We start from the raw sequence: 21,547 nt of genomic DNA, 5'->3' as shown, positions 1-21,547 counted from the left end.
GCCGGGGCGATGCGCGAGCATCGAACCGTGAGCGATTGTACGCTGGAACTCAGACGTTCATGTCGTGGTGTCGGCATGCATTCGCGAGAGGGAGCAGGATCCGATGAACACGAGCACGCACAGCCCCATCACCGCAGACCAGCCCGGCCCCGCGCACCAGACCGCACCTGCAGACCGGCCGGCCACCGCAGACCAGAATGCCACCACGCACCCGACCCCGCGCGCGAACCCGAGCCGACGCCGCGTGATCCGCACGGCGGGCGTGGCCGGAACTGCGGCGGTCATCGGCTCCTCGGTGGCGGTCACCTCGGCGTGCTCATCGGATGACGGCGGATCGCAGGACCAGGGATCGACGCCGGCGCAGGATGCGACGGTGGCCGCCTCCGACGTCCCGGTCGGATCGGGTACGGTCATCGACGAGGCCTATGTCGTGACCCAGCCGAAGAAGGGGGAGTTCTACGCCTTCACCTCGGTGTGCACGCACCAGGGATGCCAGGTCAAGCAGGTCACCGCCGAGGCCATCATCTGCCCCTGCCATGCCTCGGAGTTCTCGGTCTCGACCGGCGAAGTGATCAACGGGCCGGCCGAGGAGCCGCTGCAGAGCTACGAGGTCTCCGAGAAGGACGGCACCCTCACCGTCAAGGGCGGCTGAGCCACCCGGCCACCCGACTCGTCAGAGGAACAGGCCGGGCACGACCAGCGCGCCGGCGATGAGGAGGGCCAGCAGGGCGGAGAATCCGAATCCGGTCGCCTCGGTCCTGCGGGCCTCCTCGTCCGCGGCCCGCCACGGCAGATCCGGCCACACGAGCGCAGCCCGGAAGACCGCGACGACGATTGCGAGCATGCCGGCCAGCCATATCCACACGAACCAGTCGGCCCAACCGCCGAAGGGTGTGATGAGGCGGATGAGCAGCACGAACATCGTCGCCGTCGCCATCCCGGAGAGCACGCCGAGGCGGGTCTCCGAGCGGTGGGCACGGAGCGCGACGAATGCTCCCCAGGCCACGATGGCCGCACCGACGACTGCCGAGATGAGTTCGGGGTTCATGATCAGGCTCCCTTCTTCGAGATGGTCGATGCGGCGGCGTCGACATCGTTCGCGGAATCGTTCAGGACGACGATGCCGCGTCCGGATTCAGCGTCGAAGCCGAGGAAGGACCGGTACCCTCCCGTGCCGCCGTTGTGCCAGGTAAGGTTCGGGCTTCGGTTCTCCGTCGTGAACCATGCCCAGCCGATGCGGTCGGAATCGTCGAAATCCTTCCTCGGTTCGGCCGCCTCGGCGCCGGGAGCACTTCCATCGCGCACGGCGCGCAGCCAGATCGCCATGTCATGGGTGGTCGAGCGGATCGCCCCGGCCGATGCGGAACCGCTCATCGTCCACGGCGCGGCAGGCAGCCCCGTGGCCGTGTACCCGTGGGACAGCCCGTCGGCGGAGTCCGGGACGAACGTCTCCTTCATCCCCAGGGGCTCGGTGAGGCGTTCGGCGACGAGGTCGGCATAGTCCTTCCCGGTCACCTCGGCGATGGCCTGCCCGAGGACGGCGAAACCGAAGTTCGAGTACTCGGGCTCGGCCTTGCCGACCTCGACCCAGTCCAGACCGGCCACGATGTCCGCGGCGTCCCCGCGATAAGGGTCCGTGTGAAAGTAGTTTGCGAGGGTGGTCGCCACACCGTCGCCGAAACTCGCGGCGGGTACCTGCGAGGGCAGGCCGGAACGCTGCATGGCGATGGACTCGAGGGTCACCTCGGCGACCTTCCCATCGAGCTGCGGCCACACCTCGCCGAGGCGGGTGTCCGCATCGATCTCCCCGCGGTCGATCGCATCGGCGAAGAGGGCCGCGGTGAAGGTCTTCGTGATCGAGCCGGTCTCGAACTCGGTGTGCTCGTTCGCTCCGGTGCCGGCGAAGGTCACCTCGTCGCCGTCGATGCGTGCCGCGGCCACGTGCTGCCAATGCTTGCTGCCCAGCGCCTCTTCGAGTTCGGTCATGAGTGCGGCATCACCGGTGGGTGTCCCCTGGAATCCGCGCGGCCACGGGGTGATCGCGGCGAGGACGACCGCGGTCAGTGCGGCTGCGATGATCGCGGCGATCCGGCGCCGAGGCGGCACCCCGGTCGTCGTGGCTGTGCTCGGTGAATCGGTGGTGGGCATCGTTCCTCCTGCTGGTCAGGGGCCGGATGTGTGCCGGTCGAGGTGGCGCTGTCAGTCGTGGGTTGGGGTGGTGTACGGGTGGACGTGGGCATGCGTTGGATGTGGCGGGCAGGGATTCGACGTCGCCGGGCCGAGAAGCGGTGCGTCGGGTCAGTGCGTGCCGATGAGCACGAGCGTGAGCAACGGGATGATCCGCTGGGCAGGCACCCGCCAGTGTCCGCGGCGGGCGTTTTCGAGCCAGCCGGCCGAGGCCAAGGCGTGGACATGGTGATAGATCTGTCCGGTCGTGCCGAAGCGCTCGTCCTTCCCGAGCTCGGCCACGGTGGTCGTTCCCTCGTAGATCGACTGGAGCAGCTGCAGGCGGACGGGATGTCCGAGCGCGGCCAGGGGGCCGGCCGCCTCGGCGAAATCGATGCCGTGGAGTCCCTCACTCGACATTCCCATCTGCCAGGAGACGGGGCTCTCGGCGCACGGGGGAGTCGTGTGCCCGGCGTAGGTCACCCCTTCGCCGAGGTGGTTCACCAGTCCGTGCAGCGCCCAGAACGTGTCCGCGTCGCCGGGGAGGGCAGTGCTGCCGGTCGTGTCAGCCGTGCCGGTCGCGTCGGCTTCGAGTTCGGCGACTCGGCGTTCGAGCTCGGCGAGGCGGTCGGCGACGTCGGTGTGGCTGTCCTCGTGGTCGCGCCGCTCGGATGAGGATGTCGATTCCATGTCACAATCATACATATATTACGTAATTACGTAAATATGGTGCATGGGGCTGAGAGAGGGCTGATCGGACAGACTCGGTCGGGAGACTTAGACTGGTGCCGTGATGAGTACCGAAGAACCGCGCACCGAATCCACGCCCCAGCGTTCCGAGGCCTCCCCCGAGGCCGTCGCCGCGGCGAAGCGGTTCGGCGCCCCGATGATCGTCCGCGGCATCCTCGGCGTCGTCTTCGGCATCGTCACCGTCTTCTGGCCTCGCGATGCCACGAATCCCGCACAGCTGAGACTGCCGACCGACGTCGTCGACCATCTCGCCATCGCCTACCTCATCCTCTTCGCGCTGGTCCTCGTGTTCGAGGCCGTGCGCGCACCGCTGACCATGCGCACCGCGATCTACGGGCAGGCCGTCATCACCGTCCCGGCCATCGTCTTCCTCTTCCTCGCCGACCAGCCCGCCGAACTGCGCGCGGCCCTGAGCATCTGGGCCCTCCTCCACGGTGCGCTCGAGTTCTGGAGCTACCGACAGCTGCGCAGCCAGCCGATGGCCTCCGACTTCCTCATCGCCGCCGGGGTCCACGTGCTGCTCGGCGTCATCCTCATCTTCGGCGACGGTATGGAGGCGCTGTCGATCCTCGGCTTCACCGGCGCCGCCACCCTCATCGCCGGCGTGATATTCATCATCGGCGGCTACTCCCGCCTGAGCAAGGCCCGGCAGCTCGCCCGCCGCACAGGCCGTTCCGACCTGGCCGACCGTCCCGAGCAGATCGACACTTCCGCCGAGGCGGCCGCACCCATCTCCGCCGGCGACGATGCCAAGTCCGCCCCTGCCTCGGCGCGGGTCGACGACGAATCCGATATAGTCGATACCAAAACTCCCGACGCCACGGCCGCCGACACGACAGCCACCTCCTCGGGGTCAGCCGCCGGCCCCTCCGACGACGAGGCTCCCGCCGGTGACGAGACTCCCGCCGCTGATTCCGACCCCTCCGACATCGAGACGTCAGACGACGAAACCCCCGACGAGACCGCCACGAAGAATGAGCCCTGATCGGCAGGACCTCTCCTGACCGGCAGCACGGGAACACCGCCCCGACGCCCAACGGCACCGAGCCGACCGAGACATCCGAGGTGACATGAGCACTGTCGAGCACGAGAGCGCAACCGAATCCCGACTGGCCACCATCGCCGCCTCGGTGAGATCGTCCGAACTCCTCGGCGACCTCGCAGAGGCCAGCCGTGCACTCGACCCCCTTCTGTTCCGGCGTCTCTTCGAACTCTCCCGCGCCCCGTCCCTCCTCGTCGCCACCGACTACGACGGCACGATCGCCCCGATCGTCGACATCCCCAGCCAGGCGTTCCCACTGGAGAGCTCGGCCGACTCACTGCGCGCGCTCGCCCTCCTGCCGACCACCTCGGCGGGGGTGATCTCCGGTCGCAGCCTCCGCGACCTCGCGGCCATGTCGCGCCTGCCCCGGGAGGTCCACCTCTTCGGATCGCACGGAGGGGAGACGGACACGTTCACCGTCGACAGCCTCGACGAAGGGCAGCGGGCGACGCTGGCCGACTTCCGCGCCGACCTCACCCGCTCCCTGCCTCGCGAGGTCATCGAGCACAAGACGACCGGGGCCGCCGTCCATCTGCGCGGCCTCGCCGAGGCGGAGCGGAACCGCATCGAGGCAGCGGTCGAGACGCTCGCGGCCGCCCATCCGATCCACCCGACCCGCGGCAAGCAGGTCATCGACCTGTCCGTGGTGCCTTCGTCGAAGGCCGATGCGCTGACCCGGCTGCGGGAGCGCACCGGAGCCGAGTCCGTGGTGTTCATCGGCGATGACACCGCTGACGAATTCGCCCTCGAGACCCTCGGCGACGCCGACTTCGGACTCAAGGTCGGCGACGGCCCCGAGATCACGCACGCCGACTTCCGGCTGCGCTCGCCGGACGAGGTCTCCGTCGTCCTCGGGGCCCTGTTCGAGCTGCGCAAATCCTGGCTCTTCGGCCGCCGGGCCACCCCGATCCAGCGGCACAGCCTGCTCGGCAACGGGCAGTCGACCGCGCTCGTCGACCCCGCAGGCAGCATCTGCTGGATGCCGCACCCGCTGCCGCACTCGGCATCGATGTTCTCCGAGATCCTCGGCACCGAGGCAGCCGGCTTCTTCGCCGTCGCACCCGCCTCGGGAGCGGCCCCGATGACGCAGCGCTACCTCGGGAACTCGACGCTGCTCGAGACCCGGTGGGCGGGGCTGAGCTGTGTCGACTACCTCGCCCCGGTCGACGGGCACAGCGATGACACGATCGTCGTGCGCGTCCTCACCGGCGATGCTCCCACCCGGATCCGCTTCTCCCCGCGCCTCGACTATGCGACCGTGCCCACCCGCATGGTCCGCAGCGCCGACGGAGTGTCCGTGCTCGGCACCTCCGAACCGATCGAACTCCACGCCCCGGGCCTGGACTTCGAACTCGTCGAGACTGGAGACTCCCACACCGCCGAGGCGACCGTCGTTCCCTCCGAGCAGCCCGGCAGCCGGGTCGTGCTCGTGCTCGCGTGCGGCACAGGCACCGGCGATGCCGGCTACATGGCCACCGGCGGCGAACACCATGTGCGCGACCGCGCCCTGAACTTCTGGACGAACTGGGTCGAATCGCTTCATCTGCCCGGCCACCACCGCGAAGAGGTCATCCGCTCGGCGATCACCCTGCGCGCCCTGTGCCACGAACCCACCGGCGGAGTCCTCGCCGCCCCCACGACCTCCCTGCCCGAGGGCATCGGTGGCGTGCGCAACTGGGACTACCGGTACACATGGCTGCGCGACGGTTCGATGACCGTGCGCGCCCTGCTCGCGCTCGGTTCGACCGGGGAGGCCGAAGGATTCCTGTCCTGGCTGAGCAGGATCCTTTCCCGTACGGTCTCACCCGAACAGCTCCACCCGCTCTACGCCGTCGACGGTTCCGCCCTGACCACCGAGGCGGTGCTGGCGGACCTGCCCGGATACGCCGGATCCCGTCCGGTGCGGGTCGGCAACGCCGCCGAACACCAGGTCCAGTTGGACGTGTTCGGCCCGGTCACGGAGCTGCTCGACGAGCTCAGCGGCCACCTCGGTGAGCTTCCCGATGATTATTGGACACTGACGTGTCAGATGGTCGAGGCGGTCGGCAAACGGTGGTTCGAGGCCGATCACGGGATCTGGGAGGCCCGGCGTCCGCCGAAGCACAACGTGTACACGCGGGTGATGTGCTGGGTGACGGTCGACCGGGCGCTGCGGATCGCGGACCGGTTCGATCGGGAGCCGCCCGGCGCGTGGCGGCAGCTGCGTGAGGAGATCGCCCAGGATGTGCTCACTCACGGCTACAACGAGGAAGTCGGAGCCTTCACCGTCGCCTACGGGGAGACCGACCTGGATTCGGCGGCGCTGTTCGTCGGGCTCTCGGGACTCCTCGACGCCGACGATCCGCGGTTCGTGGCCACCGTCGATGCGGTCGAACGGGAGCTGCGGGTCGGGCCCACGGTATTCCGGTACCGCTACGACGACGGGCTGCCCGGGCTCGAGGGCGGGTTCCACATCTGCACGACCTGGCTCATCGAGGCCTTCATCAAGGTCGGGCGCATCGACGACGCGTGGGACCTGTTCCGGCAGGTCGACAACCTGCTCGGGCCGACCGGTCTGCTGTCGGAGGAGTACGACCCCGTCGCCGAGACGCACCTGGGCAACCACCCGCAGGCCTACTCGCACCTCGGCTACATCCGCGCAGCCCAGCTCCTCGACGAGCACCGCCCCGCCTGAAGCTCGTTCGCGCGGCCGCCTGCGCCACAAGTGGGTACAGAATGCCATTTTTGCCCCGGAGATGTGCATTCTGTACCCACTTGTGTGGCCGATTCCAGCGTTGCCCACGTTCTTGGGGTCACAGAGTCGGTGGTCGATCAGGCACTCAAGCGTTGGGCGCCTGTGGATACCCGAGCTCTGTCCACAGGCAGAATATTGCGTCTGTGCAGTGGCAGTGGGGGCCAGGCAGTATTTGGCTATGAACAGTCAGAGATCGACTCCTCCGCCGCGCCCCGTTTCGCCGCTGACCAGCGGGCAGAACGTTCCCGTTTCGACAATCACGCCGTCTCAGTTGCAATCCCCGGCATCGCGGAGCACCCCGAAGCAGTCCGCGCGATCTTTGAGGAGCAGCTCGACGCCACGGAAACCGCGGGTCCGGTCGTGGTCGGAGAAGCCACGTCAGCTCTTGACCGCCGCTATTCCGTTTACCAAGGCGCAAGCTGTCTCGCGTGGAATCACGCGTCGCGCGTTGGGGGACGAGCAGAAGTATCAGCAACTCGACTACGGTGTGTGGGTCGAAACCGCTCCCACGACCCAAGTCGCCGCTCCGACCTGGGCTGATTGTGAATGGATCGACGAACGAGTGAAGCTGACTGGCTTGGTCTGCGTTGACCCCGCGGTTGTCGCCTGCAATGTGACTGCGGCGCGATTGTATGGGCTGCCGGTGCCGTGGAATGCCGACGCGCGCATGCATGTGGCGCGTGACGACAAGGCCCTGACCAAGCGCCGGGAGAAAGTTGTCTTCCACCGCTACGAGTGGCTGCGGTCCGAGAACTTCTTCGGTTTGCCGCTCATAGCGGTACCGCAGCTGTTCATCGAACTCGCGCGGGTGTTCACGGTCCGGGAGCTCGTCGTGCTCGGTGATGCCGCCATTGGCAGGTGGCACGGTGGTCCGCTGGCGACCATCGATGAGATACGTGGCGAGCTGACCGCCCGCGCCGTTGTGAAGGGGCGCCGCACCGCTGAGCGTGCGCTCGACTTGGTGCGAGAAGATGTGGACTCTCCGCCCGAGACGAGGTTGCGACTGAATCTCATCGACGCAGGCCTTCCTGAACCCGTTGTCCATCCTGCGGTCATGTGCTCGCTTATCGGGACAGAGCTCCATCCAGACATGGGCTATCCATCGGTCAGGCTTGCTATCGAGTACGAGGGAGACCACCACCGGAGCTCGCCAGCCCAGTTCGCTGAGGACAATCGCCGCATCTCAGCACTTCAGGCGGAGGGCTGGACGGTCATCCGAGTATCGAAGCGCTCGGACATGACGGAGATCTGTCGCCTGATCGCCCACCACCTACGCGCCGGAGGTCTTCTCTGAAGGGCTGGCACGACTCCTGCGCCGATCGAGCGCAAACAAGTGGGTACAGAATGCTCACTTCGCCGTCCGATCCTGGCAATCTGTGCCCACTTGTCGCGAAGACGGCGGCTGACTGACGGCGGGTGTGCCTGCCGGCCGCGGCAGGCAGCTCACTCGACGAGGAGGGTGACCACCTCGGCGATGCAGGCCGGACGCTCCTGGCCCTCGATCTCGATCGTGTGCTTGAGGACGACCTGGGTGCCCTTGTCACCGCGGCTGACCTCGTTGACCTCGACCCGGCCGCGCAGGCGTGAGCCGACGACGACGGGCTGAAGGAAGCGGACCTTGTTCAGCCCGTAGTTGACGCGGATGGACACGCCTTCGATCGTGAAGATCTCGGACGAGAACTTCGGGACGAGAGCCAGGGTGAAGAATCCGTGGACGATCGTCGCTCCATAGGGGCCCTCGGCCGCGCGGGCCTCGTCGACGTGGATCCACTGGTGGTCGTCGGTGACGTCGGCGAAGGTGTTGATGGCATCCTGGTCCATCGTCGTCCACTCGGAAGTGCCGAGTTCCTGACCGATGAGCGATTCGATCTCGTCGATGCCGTTGATGGTGCGCATGGGGGTCCTCCTTGACTGAGCGGACAATCGATTGAAAAGCGTCCTCCCCAGCATCATACGTGGCCGAGCGTTCAGTGCCACCGGGTCGTCCGGACTGTGAGTCGAACGTGGGGACAGTTGAGACTGTGAGTCGATTGCAGGGGCCGCCGAGGCTGTGCGTCGGAGCCGGTCGCTGGGCTGTCGAGACTGTGGGCTGGTGGCGGGTCAGGATAGGTTGGAGGAATGGCCGAACCCGAGTACGACCGTCCCGATACGCTCACCGATCCCCTCTCGCCGAGGTGGCTGGAGCGTCCCGACGGCTACCGGCACTTCGAATCCGCGTACTTCGTCGGACGCGGGAAGGAGACCTTCGAGCGCTGCGCCGAGGAGCTCCTCCATTGGGAGGTCAAGACCCGCAGCGGTTTCGAGATCGCGCTCGGTGCGGGCGATGGGGCCGACGGGCAGAGGCCACCGCGAGTCGAGGCGGGACAGGAGCCGACGATCCGAGTCAGGCTCGGTCCCTTTCGGCTGCCCGAACCCTCCCGCGTCATCGACGTCATCGAGACCGAGGACCGCCGCGGCTTCACCTACGGCACGAAGCCCGGGCACCCGATCACCGGCGAGGAGTCGTTCATTCTCATCCGCACGCGCGACGATCGGGTGTTCCTCGTTCTGCGATCGGTCTCACGCGCGGGTGCAGGCATCTGGCGCTTGGGCGAACCCTTCGTCCGGCTCGCTCAGGTGATCTATCGTCGCCGTTACGGTCGCGCACTGCGGCGGTGATGCTCCTCAGTTGCCCTTGATCGACTTCCGGGCCGGCGTGTACTCCCAGTGCCACGGCTCGTACTTGGACGACTTCGCCCAGTCGGGATTCTCCCACCCGTATTCGTCACCGTGCTCGACCAGCCAGCTCCAGGCTCCGGTCTTCGACGCGACTCCGCCGCCGAGGTCGAGGGCGATGCCCCAGCCGTGCAGCGAGGTTCCCGGCTTGGCGGCCAGTCCCGGTTTGCGGCCTGCGACGGAGAGCTGACCGTCCAGGTCACGGTAGGAGTCGGTGATCTCGAACTCCTTGCCGGTGTCCTTCTTGTAGGCGGCGTTCATCTTCGCGAAGGAGACAGCCGCGTCCGCGCGGAGCTGGTGGTCTTCCTTGCCCAGATCGCAGAGCCATTCGTCGGGCAGTTCGCCGTTGCCGACGGACTTGTCGAAGTCCTGCTTCTCGTCGCAGCCGGGCAGCGCGCTCTTCTTGATCGCACGGCTGGCCGCCTCGACGTTCTTCTGCTTCGCGCTCGGCGCGCCGATCTCGATCGAGGACTTGCCCTTCGAGTCGTCGACCTGAGCGTCGACCTTCTCCGGGCTGATGGCTGCGGATTCGCCGGCGGCCGTGGGGTCGGTCTTGACTTCGGCCCCACCGCTGAGGTTGTTGATGAGCACCGTCGCCGCGGTTGCGGCTCCGGCCACGGAGACGGCGGCCAGTGTCGATACAGTGCGCAGCCTCTGCTTGCGCACGGACTTGAGGAGGACACCGTCGGATCCGCGGGCTCCGGCATCGCCGGCGCGGACCTTGCGGGAACCTGCGGTGCCGAGGGATCCGAAAGTCGAGGACGACCGCGGCTCGGCGGCCTCCTTGGCCATGGCGGCACGTCGCGGCGAGGGTTTTTCCACGCGAGCCTCGGCGGCCATTGCGGTGCGGCGTGGGGAGAAGGGAGCGGCAGCCGGCGCTTCGGGAGCGGCGGCGGGAGAAGAGATGTCGCGTTCGGTGTCAGTGGAGGGCGCAGTTGCGGGGGCGACCGGTGTCGCACCGCTGCGGTCCGAAGTGCGATGGCGTGAGAACAGGGACGAGGACCGTCGCCTGTGCAGATCCCGTCGACGCACTGGTGCTTCCGCGTTCGAGGATGACTCTGACATAACTCTCCGTGTGTGCCGCTGACTCGTCGAGGCTGCCGGACGTCCCGACTGCTTCAACACAACATCACAAAATTGTAACGGTCATATTTACAAACTGTCATATTTAAGTGATGAGACACACGTCGAGGCGTGGAGGGCCACCTCGGCGAGGTTATTCTGTTTTGCTCTCCATGTACTGCGTGAGGGCGCGATCCTGGGCGTCTTCGTCGGGGAAGATCGCCTCGGTGCGGGCGCCGCCGGTGACGGGATCATTGCTGAAGACCAGCGTGATGCCGAGCAGGCGGGCCTGGCCCTGGGCGATGACGAGGCCGAGGCCCATGCCTCCTCCGCCGGCGGAGACGAAGCGGGTCGGTCCGGTGTTGACGATGTCGGGCGGATAGCCGGAGCCTGAGTCGGTGACGATGATGCTGCGGGTGCTCGTCTCCAGGCGGATCGGGTCGCCGCCGTGCTTGATGGCGTTGACGAGCAGGTTCGAGATGATGCGTTCGAAGCGGCGGACATCGGTGACCAGGGTCGAATTGAGGGCCGCCAGGTGCGTGTCGATCGTGTGCCCGGCCAGGGCCCCGGAGGCCTCCATCGTGCCCAGCAGCGACCGGATCGCCTGGTCGACGTCGACGCGGGTGAACTCGGGGTTGGCCCGTCCCGCGTCGAGGCGGGAGACCTCGAGGAGGTCCTCGACGAGGATCTGCATGCGCTGGACGCGGTCCTTGACGAGTTCGGCCGGGCGGGAGTCCTCTTCGAGCAGATTCGCCGCGTTGACCAGGCCGGTCAGCGGGGTGCGCATCTCGTGGGCGAGGTCGGCGGTGAAGCGCTGCTCGGAGTCGATGCGCTCGGTCAGCCTGGCCACGGCCGTGTCCACCGCGGTGGCGAACGCCCAGACCTCTTGGTCGGATTCGTCGATGACGTCGGCGATGCGCGTCGATGTGTCACCGCCGGCGATCTTGCGGGCGGCCTGCGCGCCCAGGGTCAGCCGCCGGGAGATGCGCCCGGCGACGATCGAGCCGACGCCGCCGACGACGAGCGCCGAACCGATCATGCCCACCAGCAGCGCCTGGTCGATGCGGCCGATGAGCTCCTGACTGTCCTTCGTCGAGGCCCGTACGGAGATCACCTGGGTGTACTTGCCGACCTCGATGGGAGCGGCAGCCCACACGATCTCCTCGCCGTCGACCTTGGACCGGATCGTCACGGACTGGCCCTTGAGCGCCGAAGCACGCGCATCCTTGGGCAGCTGCGGGTCGTCGATGCGGGCGTTGAGAGTGAGCACGCCGGTTTCGGAGAAGATGTTGGTCGCGTTCGTCAGCTGTTCGGTCACCGTCGAGCGCATTCGATCGTCCTCGGCCCGGGCCGCGGACTGGCGGAGCACGATCGAGCAGGAGAGGACGGCGATGATCACCGAGGCGACGATGAGGAGTGAGATCTTCCAACGCAGCGACATGCGATCAGCCTGCGAAGCGGTATCCGAATCCGCGCACGGTCTCGATCATGTTCGCCCCGATCTTCTTCCGCAGGCGCTGGATGTGGACGTCGACGACGCGGGAGTCACCGGCCCATTCGTATCCCCAGACCGTGAATGCGATCTTCTCACGGGAGTACACGTGTTCGGGCTGTTCGGTCAGGAGCAGGAGGACACGCAGCTCGGTCGGAGTGAGGTGAACCTCTTCGCCGTCGATCTCGACGGTCAGACGCCCGGTGTCGAGGACGAGTGAGCCCAGCCGGGTGCGGAACGGACCGAGTCCGTCGTCGGCGGACCCGGGCTGCACAGCTCCCGGCTGCACGGACGGGGCCCCGTTCGGACGCGGAGGAACGCCGGCATCACCGCCGATGGCCTCCTCCTCGTCGGCCTCTGGGCCGGTGGTGAATTTCCCACCCGCGCCGAGGTAGGTGTCATCGGATTCGAGCTGCGCTCGCAGTCGGTCCCTCGTGTCCATCCCGGGGCTGGCACCGAGGACCTCGGGGATGCCGTCACCGGTGACCATGCCGCCGGGGCCGATCACGGTCTCGTGCTCATCGGCCGCCTCGGGGGCGGGGGAGTAGCCGAGCTTGTCGGTGCCGGTGGTGATGAAGCGGCGGACGACGGCGCGGATACGGGCGTTGAGCACCTGCATGTCGAAGGGTTTGGTCAGGTAGTCGTCGGCCCCGGCCTCGAGGGCCTGGACGATGTCGATGGCGTCGGAGCGGGCGGAGATGATGATGATCGGGATCGTCGAGCGTTCGCGCACGGCGCGGCAGATGGAGGCGCCGTTCATCGTCGGCAGCATGAGGTCGAGGAGGAGGACGTCGGCGCCGTTGGCGGAGACGAATTCGTACCCCTCGCGGCCGTCGGCGAATGCCGAGACCGTGTAATCGAAGCGTTCGAGCCCGATCTGGGTCGTTTCGCGGATGACCTCGTCATCTTCAACCAGAACAATATGCATTACGTTTCTCCATTAAGCCGCGTGAGGCGTTGACCCGGTTCAAACCTACCGTCATGCAGGCGAAAGACCTGCACCGACCACCCCGACGGGCAGCAGGCATCGTCCCCATCGGCGAACATCGCCTCCTGCACGACCACTGTGCCCCTCTTGCCGGGGCTGAGCGTGAGCTGGTTGCCTGTGGCGATGAGTTCGAGGCGAGGCTCTTCGTCGTGCTTGCTGATCACTGCACCGGCGATGGTCTCGTCCATCTGCTTCGGATTGGCCACCGTGACGAGCTGGAATTTCTTCTTGCCGTTGAGGAACGGGGTGGAGAATTTCAGGCACTTGTCACAGTCATCGACGACCTTCGCCGTCTCAGGGGCGCTCCCTGTCACCGCGACTCCCGAGGAGTCGACGATGAGTTCGCGGATCTCCTTGAGGGAGAACGGTTCGTCCGGCGGGCCGGAGTTCTTTTTGTCGGGTGCGAAGAGAGACGGCGAGGGGTGGGCTTCGGGGGAGACCTTGAGACCGCGGTCGGGTCCGCAGGCCGTGACGGTGAAGACCATGACGGCGATGAGCAGGACGGTCGCGAAGGTCCGCAGCGCGGCGGGCGGGTGAGTGGCGGCGCGGGGGCTGCGGATGCGGGAGTGAGCAGTGGTGACGCTGGGTCGGGTGGTGACGATGGTGGGGTGGGCGGTGTCGGCGCGCTGTTCGCGACCAGGCGGGGCCTGGCCGGTGCGAATTGGGCGCAACGCCTCCCCGGAGGCGTGTCGAGAGGGGATGGACACACACTCATTTTTGCCTGTTCGGGGCGAGTAGTCCACCCGATGAGCTGTGCAGGCGAGTCGGATCGCAGCGGTATGACCTGCGGTCGGGCGGTGTTCGCGAATCTCAAGGCGACTTGGTGCCACCTCGGCGAGGGCGCCAGGTCGGGGATGGTCGAGGGTGTGGCGGGGCGGCGGTCGGAAGAAGGTGCGGGGAGACGGGGACGTGGTCCGGATCGGTTCGGGGTGGGCCGCCTCGGCGAAGGTGATGGGGCGGGGTCGACGACTCGTCCGGGCCGCCTCGGCGGACGTGGAGGGGCGGGGATGGACCGGGTGGCGGCGATGATCTCGGCCACGGAATGGGACTGTTCTCAGGTGGGATCGGTAGGATGGAGGCATGGCGCCAACGAACACCCCGAAGAAGAAGTCCTCAGGCGGCAAGCCCACGAGCACCGTGTCGTACAAGGACGCGATCAAGGTCGGCGTCGTCTGCGGAATCGTGACCCTCATCCTCGCGCTCATCGTGACCCGCGCATGGCAGGACGGACGCGCCTTCGGCAACGCCTTCATCTACGCGGGCGCGGCCTTCGTCGTCGTGTCAGCCTTCGCGAGCTTCCTCAACTGGGTGATGCGCAAGGACACGCAGAACAAGGACCAGTCCTTCCCGGTCCTGCGGTAAAGCCCGCACCTCCCTGCGCCCGGGTCCTCCCAGGCGCGCGACCGCTCCTCGGGTCCGGTTCCACCAGGCGTCTCCGTTCCCCCGGGCCGTCCCATCCACGTGATTTTCGAGGGAAGGGAATGTCGGTTTCGGTGGCGAAATCCAACATTCCCTTCCCTCGAAATTCTTATCCGAGTGGACGGTGGGTCCGTGCATTCCCGGCTCAGTCCGGCCGGCCCGGCCCTGCCCGGTCCAGGCATACTCGGCCCGGCCCGGACCAGACTTACTCGGCCCGGCCCGGACCAGACTTAGTCCGGTTCGTCCTACTCGAACCGGAGGAGGCGGAGGCTGTTGAGGATGACGAACACCGATGAGAACGCCATCGCGGTCCCGGCGATCATCGGATTGAGCAGGCCGAAGGCCGCGAGCGGAATCGCAGCCGTGTTGTAGGCGAAGGCCCAGAACAGATTGCCCTTGATGAGCCCGAGCGTTCTGCGCGAGAGCCGAATCGCCTGCGGGATCTGCCGTGGATCAGACTTCACCATCGTGATGTCCGAGGCCGCCATCGCGGCATCCGTGCCCGAACCCATCGCGATGCCGAGGTCGGCTCCGGCCAGGGCCGCGGCATCATTGATGCCGTCGCCGACCATCGCCACGGCCCGACCCCGCTGCTGGAGTTCGGCGATCACGGACACCTTGCCTTCGGGGCGGACATCGGCGCGCACCTCGTCGATGCCGAGCGACTCGGCGACCACCTCGGCGGCTTGGGCGTTGTCCCCGGTCAGCAGCACGGTGTCGAGTCCGAGCGAATGCAGCTCGGCGATCGCTTCCGCCGCGGACGGCTTGGCCTCGTCGGCGACGAAGCTCAGCCCCCGGAACTCGCCGTCGATCGCCAGCGCGATGATCGTGGCTCCGCGCGGAACCGACCCGGCCGCGTAGTCGACCGTGATGCCGCGCTCACGCAGCAGGTCCGGACGACCGGCGAGCACCTCGGCGCCGTCGATCGTCGCGCGCAGTCCGCCGCCGGGAATGTTCTCGAAGTCGGTGAGCGACGCTCCCGTGTCGAGATCCGCGGACGCACTGAGATCCGCGGCAGCGGCATCGACGATCGCGCGGGCGATGGGATGTTCGCTGCGTGACTCCAGCTGCGCCAGCGTCGCGAAGTCACGTGCCGAGAGTTCGGAACCGGTCAGGCTCATCACGCCGGTGGTCAGGGTTCCGGTCTTGTCGAGCACGACGGCGTCGATCGAACGCGTCGACTCGAGCGCCTCCGGCCCGGACACGAGGATGCCCAACTGGGATCCGCGCCCCGAGGACACGGCCAGCGCCGTCGGCGTCGCCAGTCCCAGCGCACACGGGCAGGCGATGATGAGGACCGTGAGCGCAGCATGCAGGCCCATCGCCCACTCGCCGGTGGTCAGCCCCCAGATCAGCAGCGTGAGCACGGCGATGCCGAAGACGATCGGCACGAACACGGCCGAGATCCGATCGGCCAGACGCTGCACCGCCGGCTTCCCGGTCTGGGCGCGGCTGACGAGGTCGGCCATGGCCGCGAGCGTCGTGTCCGCACCCACCCGGGAGGCTCTGACCTCGAGGACTCCCGACGTGTTGATCGTGGCGCCGGTGACGCTGTCGCCCGGGGCGACCTCGACGGGCACGGATTCGCCGGTGAGCATCGACTCGTCGACGGCCGAATGGCCGCTCTGCACCTCACCGTCGGTGGCGATCTTCTCTCCCGGACGGACGAGGAAGACATCCCCGACGCGGAGCTGGTCGATCGGCACCTCCACCTCGGTGCGGGAACTGCGTGCGCTCGCCTCGGCACCGGGGCCGCTCGCGCTCACATCGACACTGGAGTCGTCCCCGTCGGGCGAGTCAGAAGTGCCGGCCGCGCGCAGCACCGTCGCGGATTTCGCGCCGAGATCGAGCAGCGCCTTGAGCGCGGCCGTCGCCCGGGTCTTCGCGCGATCCTCGGTGAGCTTGCCGATGAGCAGGAACACCGTGATCGCCGCGGCGGCTTCGAACCACACGTGATAGTGACCGGGTACGTTCCAGCCGTAGCCCTCGGCCAGTGCGCGGCCGAGCGTGACATAGGAATAGCCGCTGGCGACGATGATGCCGACGCTGACCAGCGTGTCCATCGTCGTCGACCCGCCGCGCGCGGCCTTGAACGCCGCCGTATGGAACGGCCAGGCGCCCCACGTGACCACCGGCAGGGCGAGGATGGCGGCGATCCATTGCCAACCGGCGAAGTGCCATCCCATGACCATCGAGATCGCGACGATCGGCACGGCCAGAATGAGCGAACCGATGAAGCGCGGACGCAGGTGGCGGGGATCGTAGTCGACGATCTCCGGCCCGGAATCATCCGAGCCCCCGGAATCTTCCGAGCCCCCGGCCGGTCCGCGGACCGTCGCCGCGTATCCCGCCTTCGCGACGGCGGCGGTGATCTCGTCGTCGTGGAGATCGGAGTCGATGACCACGTGCGCGGTCTCGAGCGGCAGGTTGACTACCGCTGCGACCCCGTCGAGGCGGGAGAGCTTCTTCTCGATCCGCGCCGAGCAGGACGCACAGGTCATTCCCGTGATGTCGAGTTCGACCTCGCGCGGCATCACTTCACCTCGTAGCCGGCCTCGTCGACAGCGGCACGGATCGCCGCATCATCGAGTTCGGCCGCCGAGGTGATCGTCACCGGGGACTCGCTCCCGGGGTTGAGATCGACGTCGACGTCGGTGACGCCGTCCAGCGCGCCGAGCTCTTCCTTCACCGCGGCTTCGCAGTGTCCGCAGGTCATGCCCGAAACGGTGATGGTCGTGGTGGTCATTGTGTGTACTCCATTCAGCGATGAGGTGCCCGATCTCAGCCAAGTCAGCCTGAGTCCCAGGGGAGGTCAGCTCCGGCTGGCTCAGCTCTTGATGAGGCGGGCGATGGCGGCTGATGCCTCCTCGATCTTCTTCCGCGCGGCATCGTCGTCGCCGGATGAGGCGGCGTCGACCACGCAGTGAGCGATGTGCTCTTCGAGGAGGTTGATGGAGACCGCGTGCAGCGCGGCTGTCGCGGCGGAGACCTGGGTGAGAATGTCGATGCAGTACTTGTCGTCATCGATCATCTTCCCGATGCCGCGGACCTGACCTTCGATCCGCTTCATCCTCCGCGCGAGAGCGTCCTTCTGCGGGGTGTATCCATGATGCTCAGTCATGATGACACCGTATACCCCTATAGGGTATAAATCAAGGGAGTACCGCGCCGAGGCGGCTGTGCGTTTGGTCTCACCATGACTCCCGCGTGCGCGCCGACTCCTACAATCGGAGGTATGCGTGTTGCCAGCCTGTTCCGCTTCCCGGTCAAGGGATTCCCCGCCGAGGAGCTCACCGCGGCCCGCGTCGTCAAGGACCGCGGAATCCGCGGTGACCGCGTCGCCGCGTTCACAAACGGCAGCCTCGACATCCCCGACGACACCTGGCATTCGTACTCCGCCTTCACGGTGCTGAAGAACGACACCGATCTGCAGAGATGGCAGGTGTCTGTTTCTCTCGCCGAGTCTGCCGAGTCCGAATCGACGACCGATCCCGCCCAGCGGGGCGGGGTCTCTCTCGCCGAAACGGCCGGCCCCGAGGCCGCGACCGTGACACTGACCGATCCGCACGGAGAGTCGACGACCTTCGACACGGACGATCGGGAGGGCAGGGCCGCCTCGGCGGAATTCCTGTCCGAACGGATACCCCCTCAGGGTGACTTCCCGCGGGTGCTGGCGGCCGCGGACCAAGGGATGTTCGACTCGCAGAAGTCGGGGATCTCGATCATCAACCCGGCCACGGTCGCCGCGATCACCGACACCGATGAGGGCCGCGCCGCTCTCGGCCTCACTGATTCTGCTGCGCACGGCCCCGCCGGCCTCGACCCTCTGCGCTTCCGCGGGAACGTCCTCGTCGAGGGCCTCGAACCCTTCGAGGAGTTCGCGCTCATCGGGCAGGTCATCCGCCTCGGCGGGGTGAGACTCGCGATCCGCTCGACGATCGAACGCTGCCCGGCAACCACCGTCAACCCGACCACCACCGAGGTCGACGTCAACGTCCCACGACTCCTCAACTCCGCCTGCGGGCACCTGCACTGCGGAATCTACGGGCAGATCCTCGACACCGGCGACGTCGCCGTCGGTGACGAGATCACCGTCGAAGGCCCGGCCCCGCGCGAACTGGTCAAGGTCGCACGCACGCCGCGGTTCATGACCGTGACGGGCAAACGGCAGATCTGCAACGACATCGTCGAGGTGGCCCTGCGCGACGACCTCGGCTGGATCCGCGAATTCGACGAGCCGGGCACCAATCTGCGCGTCCATCTCGACCTCGGCGCCCCGTTCTGGCGGACCTACACGATCACCGACGTCGACGAGGACATCGTCCGCATCGCCGTGCGCACCCAGGGCAAGGGCTCCCGTGCCGTGGCCGCACTCGAGGCCGGGCAATCCGTCCTCACCTCCGGACCGCACGGAACGATGACCTCCTCCCGCGTCTTCGGCGGCACGACGGCGCTGGTCACCGCCGGAATCGGCATCACCCCGAGCCTCGGGCTGCTGCGCGGCGACGGCTTGGCAGACCTGCCCGCCACCGATCGGATCCGCCTCTTCCACGTCGACCGCGACCACCGCACCGCCTGCCTGTGGAACCGCCTGCAGGACCGCGCCCACGCCGGACCCGTCCCCGTCGAGACACATCACCGTGACACCGCGACCGCCGGACGGCCGAGCCACCGCGAGCTCGTCGACTGGGTCGCCGGATGTGACAACGTCATGGTCTGCGGGCCCCGCGACTTCACCGCGGCCGTGTTGGCCGCCGCCGACGAGGCGGGGGTCCCCGCCGTCCACCAGGAAACCTTCGCGTCTCCGAACACGGGCATGAGCGAAGTCATCGCCGGATGCTCGCCCGCCGAGGTGACGCTCGAGAACTCGGGGACGAGCTTCATCTGGGAGCCCAAGGAGGGCACCCTGCTCGAGTCCCTCGAGGCGCGCGGATTCCGTTCGCCGAGTTCATGTCGCGGCGGTTCGTGCGGCACCTGCGCGGTGTCCCTGGCGGCAGGGTCGGTGCTCTACCCGGTCGAGCCGGCCGCCCGGATCGATGATGACGAGGTGCTCGTGTGCTCGGCCGTGCCCGCCGGACCGATCAGCCTGGCCCTGTAGAACCCCGGCCGAGGGCCGGTGCACGGTGGCACAATGGGACGCATGCCCAAGGAGAAACGAACCGTGCTGTCGAAGGGATCCGCCGGATCGGCGGGTGTCGCGAGCCGGTGGTTCCGCCTCGGCGTGGCCGGCCGGATCATGTTCGGCAACTCGGTCATGCTCGTGGGCATCATGGTGCTCACGACGAGTCTCCTCTACATCCAGCTCTCCCAGCTGAACACGAAGCGGGAACAGGACCTGCTGCGATCGGCGGCGGACAACATGTCGATGTCGCTGGGCCTCGTGGGCACCGGCGAGGCCGGCAACGACGACTTCCTCGACGCCGAGTCCCGGGCCGATGTCGGGACCATGCTGGGCAATGTCATCAGCCAGTACGGCTTCGACGTCGCCGCCGTCGTACCCATCGACTACCTGCTCACTCCGCCCACCCTCGGCTCGCCGGATCGGCAGCAGGCGCTCGAGGACAAGATCGCCTCGGCGAACTCCGGCAAGATCCCCGAGGATTCGATCGACCAGCTCGCCCAGTCTGTCGATGAGGATGCGATCAAGGACGGCCGTTCGAGCGTGCGATTCATCGACGACGGCGGTCCCGGTGACGGCACCATGTACGTCATCACCCCCGTCCACGCCGAACACGTCGGTGCCGACGAGGTGGGGCCCGACACCGTGGTCGGCGCCGTCATCGTCGGGGCCTCCGCCGATACGGTCCGGGAGGGCTTTCTGCCCCAGGGCCAATGGCTCATCGGCATCGCAGTGCTCACCCTCGTCCTCGGGATCGGCTCGTCGTGGGCGACCTCCCGCGGTCTGCGGCGGGTCACCGGCGACTACGGCGCCGAGGAGCTCAAGAGCATGCTCGACTTCTACTCCTCGGTGCTCAAGGCAGTCTCCGAAGGTCTCCTGCTGGTCGATCGGTCACGCGGAATCGTGCTCATCAATGCCGATGCCCGCGAACTGCTCGGCCTGCCCGCGGGGGAGCGGGCGGCGAGCTCGGATGCGTCCGGCGCGGCGGATGGCGTCCCGGAGGGCGGGGCCGGCGCGGCGGGAGGTCCCGGCCTGGCAGGCCACGCACCCCCGGCGAGCGACGCAGCCCCGGTGGGGGACGCGAACCCGGCCCCCACCTCGGCGGCGGAGATGCCCCTGGACGAACTCGACCTGCCCGAGGAACTCCACGATCTGCTCGCCTCCGGGCGGTGGGCCCGCGACGAGATCCACTACACGGACTCTCGGGTGCTCGTGGTCAACCAGCAGCCGACCGACGCAGCCAGCGACACCTGGGTCGTGACCATGCGCGACCACACGGAACTGGCCGAGCTCTCCGGCGAACTCGTCTCCGTCCGTTCGTTCTCGGACTCCCTGCGCGCCCAGACCCACGAATACGCGAACCGGCTGCACATGGTCGTGTCCCTGCTCGAAACGGGGCACGTCGATGAGGCCATCGACTTCGCGGCCAAGGACATCGACGATCTCAACCGGGTCAACGGGGACGGATCGATGACCTTCGACCACCCCGTCCTCTCCGCCCTGCTGCTGTCGAAGATCGCCCAAGCCGCCGAGGTGGGCATCGAGATGACGGTCGACACCGCGGATCTCACGGGCAACCTCGGCGGGGACGACCGGGATCTCGCGACGATCCTGGGCAACCTCATCGACAATGCTTTCGACGCGCTGAGCAGGCAGGACGTGCTGTCCGAGGACAAGCGCGTGCATGTGCACCTGTCCGGTTCGGGCGGTCCCGGCGGATTCACGATCGAGGTCAGCGACGACGGGCCGGGCATCGACGAGGAGCACCTCGATGCGATCTTCGAACGCGGCTGGTCGACCAAACACGACGGCGTCGAGACCGACCAGGGACTCGGCCGTCAGCAGACGGGAACCCGCGGAGTCGGGCTGTCGCTGGTGGTGCAGGCGATCCGCCGCCTCGGCGGGGCCGTCGACGTGCAGGGCCGCGGTGAGGAGTGCGACCGGTTCAAGGGCGCGGTGCTCACGGTGTGGCTGCCGGATGCCAACGTCGGTGCGGGCGGAGTCCACGGAGAATGATGTCTCGAGGAACCGGTGCGGGCGTTGTGCCCAGGCTGGAACAC

19 protein-coding genes are annotated in these 21,547 nt (G+C 67.6%); 8 read left to right on the top strand and 11 right to left on the bottom strand.

All coding sequences use genetic code 11. The annotated features are described in order from the left end of the window. Positions 1-103: 103 nt before the first annotated feature. Positions 104-652, top strand: coding sequence for a Rieske (2Fe-2S) protein (locus HK401_RS13445; RefSeq protein ID WP_181275164.1), 549 nt, complete (start codon positions 104-106; stop codon positions 650-652). Positions 653-673: 21 nt separating this feature from the next. On the opposite strand, the gene HK401_RS13440 is transcribed toward HK401_RS13445, so the two are convergent. From HK401_RS13440 to HK401_RS13430, 3 genes are all read right to left on the bottom strand, one after another. Continuing rightward, positions 674-1,048: a hypothetical protein gene (locus HK401_RS13440; protein WP_181275163.1), complete on the bottom strand. Its 375-nt coding sequence runs from the start codon at positions 1,046-1,048 to the stop codon at positions 674-676. Positions 1,049-1,050: 2 nt separating this feature from the next. Further along, on the bottom strand, positions 1,051-2,148 hold the full coding sequence (locus tag HK401_RS13435; protein ID WP_181275162.1) for a serine hydrolase domain-containing protein: 1,098 nt from the start codon (positions 2,146-2,148) through the stop codon (positions 1,051-1,053). 150 nt (positions 2,149-2,298) lie between these two features. Then, entirely contained in the window at positions 2,299-2,856 is a 558-nt protein-coding gene (locus HK401_RS13430) for an ArsR/SmtB family transcription factor (protein ID WP_181275161.1), read from the bottom strand. A gap of 103 nt (positions 2,857-2,959) precedes the next feature. On the opposite strand from HK401_RS13430, the gene HK401_RS13425 reads away from it, so the two are divergent. The 3 genes from HK401_RS13425 to HK401_RS13415 all read left to right on the top strand — a co-directional run bounded on the left by HK401_RS13425 (position 2,960) and on the right by HK401_RS13415 (position 7,986). Next, a complete protein-coding gene (locus tag HK401_RS13425; protein ID WP_181275160.1) occupies positions 2,960-3,901 on the top strand; it encodes an HdeD family acid-resistance protein in 942 nt (313 codons plus the stop codon). Between the two features lie 85 nt (positions 3,902-3,986). Then, positions 3,987-6,632: a trehalose-phosphatase gene (gene otsB / locus HK401_RS13420; protein WP_181275159.1), complete on the top strand. Its 2,646-nt coding sequence runs from the start codon at positions 3,987-3,989 to the stop codon at positions 6,630-6,632. Positions 6,633-7,077: 445 nt separating this feature from the next. Further along, on the top strand, positions 7,078-7,986 hold the full coding sequence (locus HK401_RS13415; protein ID WP_181275158.1) for an endonuclease domain-containing protein: 909 nt from the start codon (positions 7,078-7,080) through the stop codon (positions 7,984-7,986). A 149-nt stretch (positions 7,987-8,135) separates the two neighbouring features. Here the strand turns inward: HK401_RS13415 and HK401_RS13410 are convergent, their stop codons facing one another. Next, positions 8,136-8,588, bottom strand: a complete 453-nt coding sequence (locus tag HK401_RS13410) for a MaoC family dehydratase (RefSeq protein ID WP_181275157.1) — start codon at positions 8,586-8,588, stop codon at positions 8,136-8,138. A 222-nt stretch (positions 8,589-8,810) separates the two neighbouring features. On the opposite strand from HK401_RS13410, the gene HK401_RS13405 reads away from it, so the two are divergent. Then, entirely contained in the window at positions 8,811-9,350 is a 540-nt protein-coding gene (locus HK401_RS13405; RefSeq protein ID WP_181275156.1) for a DUF1990 domain-containing protein, read from the top strand. A 6-nt stretch (positions 9,351-9,356) separates the two neighbouring features. Here the strand turns inward: HK401_RS13405 and HK401_RS13400 are convergent, their stop codons facing one another. The 4 genes from HK401_RS13400 to HK401_RS13385 form a co-directional block, all read right to left on the bottom strand. Next, positions 9,357-10,472, bottom strand: coding sequence for a M15 family metallopeptidase (locus HK401_RS13400; protein WP_181275155.1), 1,116 nt, complete (start codon positions 10,470-10,472; stop codon positions 9,357-9,359). A 151-nt stretch (positions 10,473-10,623) separates the two neighbouring features. Beyond that, positions 10,624-11,910 (bottom strand): sensor histidine kinase, encoded by a 1,287-nt coding sequence (locus HK401_RS13395; protein WP_181275154.1) that lies wholly within the window; start codon positions 11,908-11,910, stop codon positions 10,624-10,626. Positions 11,911-11,914: 4 nt separating this feature from the next. After that, positions 11,915-12,889 carry a response regulator transcription factor gene (locus HK401_RS13390; protein ID WP_181275153.1) on the bottom strand — a complete coding sequence of 325 codons (975 nt, stop codon included), beginning with the start codon at positions 12,887-12,889 and terminating at the stop codon, positions 11,915-11,917. Continuing rightward, on the bottom strand, positions 12,889-13,656 hold the full coding sequence (locus HK401_RS13385; RefSeq protein WP_309135990.1) for a hypothetical protein: 768 nt from the start codon (positions 13,654-13,656) through the stop codon (positions 12,889-12,891). The genes HK401_RS13390 and HK401_RS13385 overlap by 1 nt, the downstream gene beginning before the upstream one ends. Positions 13,657-14,029: 373 nt before the next feature. On the opposite strand from HK401_RS13385, the gene HK401_RS13380 reads away from it, so the two are divergent. Further along, positions 14,030-14,311 carry a hypothetical protein gene (locus tag HK401_RS13380; RefSeq protein WP_181275152.1) on the top strand — a complete coding sequence of 94 codons (282 nt, stop codon included), beginning with the start codon at positions 14,030-14,032 and terminating at the stop codon, positions 14,309-14,311. 302 nt (positions 14,312-14,613) lie between these two features. On the opposite strand, the gene HK401_RS13375 is transcribed toward HK401_RS13380, so the two are convergent. From HK401_RS13375 to HK401_RS13365, 3 genes are all read right to left on the bottom strand, one after another. Further along, the gene (locus tag HK401_RS13375; protein ID WP_181275151.1) at positions 14,614-16,902 is read right to left on the bottom strand and encodes a heavy metal translocating P-type ATPase; all 2,289 of its coding nucleotides are present in this window, start codon (positions 16,900-16,902) and stop codon (positions 14,614-14,616) included. Further along, positions 16,902-17,114: a heavy-metal-associated domain-containing protein gene (locus tag HK401_RS13370; protein WP_181275150.1), complete on the bottom strand. Its 213-nt coding sequence runs from the start codon at positions 17,112-17,114 to the stop codon at positions 16,902-16,904. Before HK401_RS13370 ends, HK401_RS13375 begins: the two co-directional genes overlap by 1 nt. A gap of 81 nt (positions 17,115-17,195) precedes the next feature. After that, on the bottom strand, positions 17,196-17,489 hold the full coding sequence (locus HK401_RS13365; protein WP_181275149.1) for a metal-sensitive transcriptional regulator: 294 nt from the start codon (positions 17,487-17,489) through the stop codon (positions 17,196-17,198). A 114-nt stretch (positions 17,490-17,603) separates the two neighbouring features. Between HK401_RS13365 and HK401_RS13360 the strand changes: the two genes are divergently transcribed. Then, on the top strand, positions 17,604-19,466 hold the full coding sequence (locus HK401_RS13360) for an MOSC domain-containing protein (protein ID WP_181275148.1): 1,863 nt from the start codon (positions 17,604-17,606) through the stop codon (positions 19,464-19,466). 42 nt (positions 19,467-19,508) lie between these two features. Continuing rightward, positions 19,509-21,503: a sensor histidine kinase gene (locus HK401_RS21070; RefSeq protein ID WP_181275147.1), complete on the top strand. Its 1,995-nt coding sequence runs from the start codon at positions 19,509-19,511 to the stop codon at positions 21,501-21,503. The last annotated feature ends 44 nt before the right edge of the window (positions 21,504-21,547 follow it).

This window comes from Brevibacterium oceani, assembly GCF_013623835.1.
Taxonomy (GTDB): domain Bacteria; phylum Actinomycetota; class Actinomycetes; order Actinomycetales; family Brevibacteriaceae; genus Brevibacterium; species Brevibacterium oceani.
This window is presented reverse-complemented; position numbering and strand designations above follow the sequence as displayed.

Bases quoted from the DNA above. Each gene is read 5' to 3' on its own strand.
- HK401_RS13445 (WP_181275164.1), top strand. From the start codon at position 104: ATGAACACGAGCACGCACAGCCCCATCACCGCAGACCAGCCCGGCCCC.
- HK401_RS13440 (WP_181275163.1), bottom strand. From the start codon at position 1,048: ATGAACCCCGAACTCATCTCGGCAGTCGTCGGTGCGGCCATCGTGGCC.
- HK401_RS13435 (WP_181275162.1), bottom strand. From the start codon at position 2,148: ATGCCCACCACCGATTCACCGAGCACAGCCACGACGACCGGGGTGCCG.
- HK401_RS13430 (WP_181275161.1), bottom strand. From the start codon at position 2,856: ATGGAATCGACATCCTCATCCGAGCGGCGCGACCACGAGGACAGCCAC.
- HK401_RS13425 (WP_181275160.1), top strand. From the start codon at position 2,960: ATGAGTACCGAAGAACCGCGCACCGAATCCACGCCCCAGCGTTCCGAG.
- otsB (WP_181275159.1), top strand. From the start codon at position 3,987: ATGAGCACTGTCGAGCACGAGAGCGCAACCGAATCCCGACTGGCCACC.
- HK401_RS13410 (WP_181275157.1), bottom strand. From the start codon at position 8,588: ATGCGCACCATCAACGGCATCGACGAGATCGAATCGCTCATCGGTCAG.
- HK401_RS13405 (WP_181275156.1), top strand. From the start codon at position 8,811: ATGGCCGAACCCGAGTACGACCGTCCCGATACGCTCACCGATCCCCTC.
- HK401_RS13400 (WP_181275155.1), bottom strand. From the start codon at position 10,472: ATGTCAGAGTCATCCTCGAACGCGGAAGCACCAGTGCGTCGACGGGAT.
- HK401_RS13395 (WP_181275154.1), bottom strand. From the start codon at position 11,910: ATGTCGCTGCGTTGGAAGATCTCACTCCTCATCGTCGCCTCGGTGATC.
- HK401_RS13390 (WP_181275153.1), bottom strand. From the start codon at position 12,889: ATGCATATTGTTCTGGTTGAAGATGACGAGGTCATCCGCGAAACGACC.
- HK401_RS13380 (WP_181275152.1), top strand. From the start codon at position 14,030: ATGGCGCCAACGAACACCCCGAAGAAGAAGTCCTCAGGCGGCAAGCCC.
- HK401_RS13375 (WP_181275151.1), bottom strand. From the start codon at position 16,902: ATGCCGCGCGAGGTCGAACTCGACATCACGGGAATGACCTGTGCGTCC.
- HK401_RS13370 (WP_181275150.1), bottom strand. From the start codon at position 17,114: ATGACCACCACGACCATCACCGTTTCGGGCATGACCTGCGGACACTGC.
- HK401_RS13365 (WP_181275149.1), bottom strand. From the start codon at position 17,489: ATGACTGAGCATCATGGATACACCCCGCAGAAGGACGCTCTCGCGCGG.
- HK401_RS13360 (WP_181275148.1), top strand. From the start codon at position 17,604: ATGCGTGTTGCCAGCCTGTTCCGCTTCCCGGTCAAGGGATTCCCCGCC.
- HK401_RS21070 (WP_181275147.1), top strand. From the start codon at position 19,509: ATGCCCAAGGAGAAACGAACCGTGCTGTCGAAGGGATCCGCCGGATCG.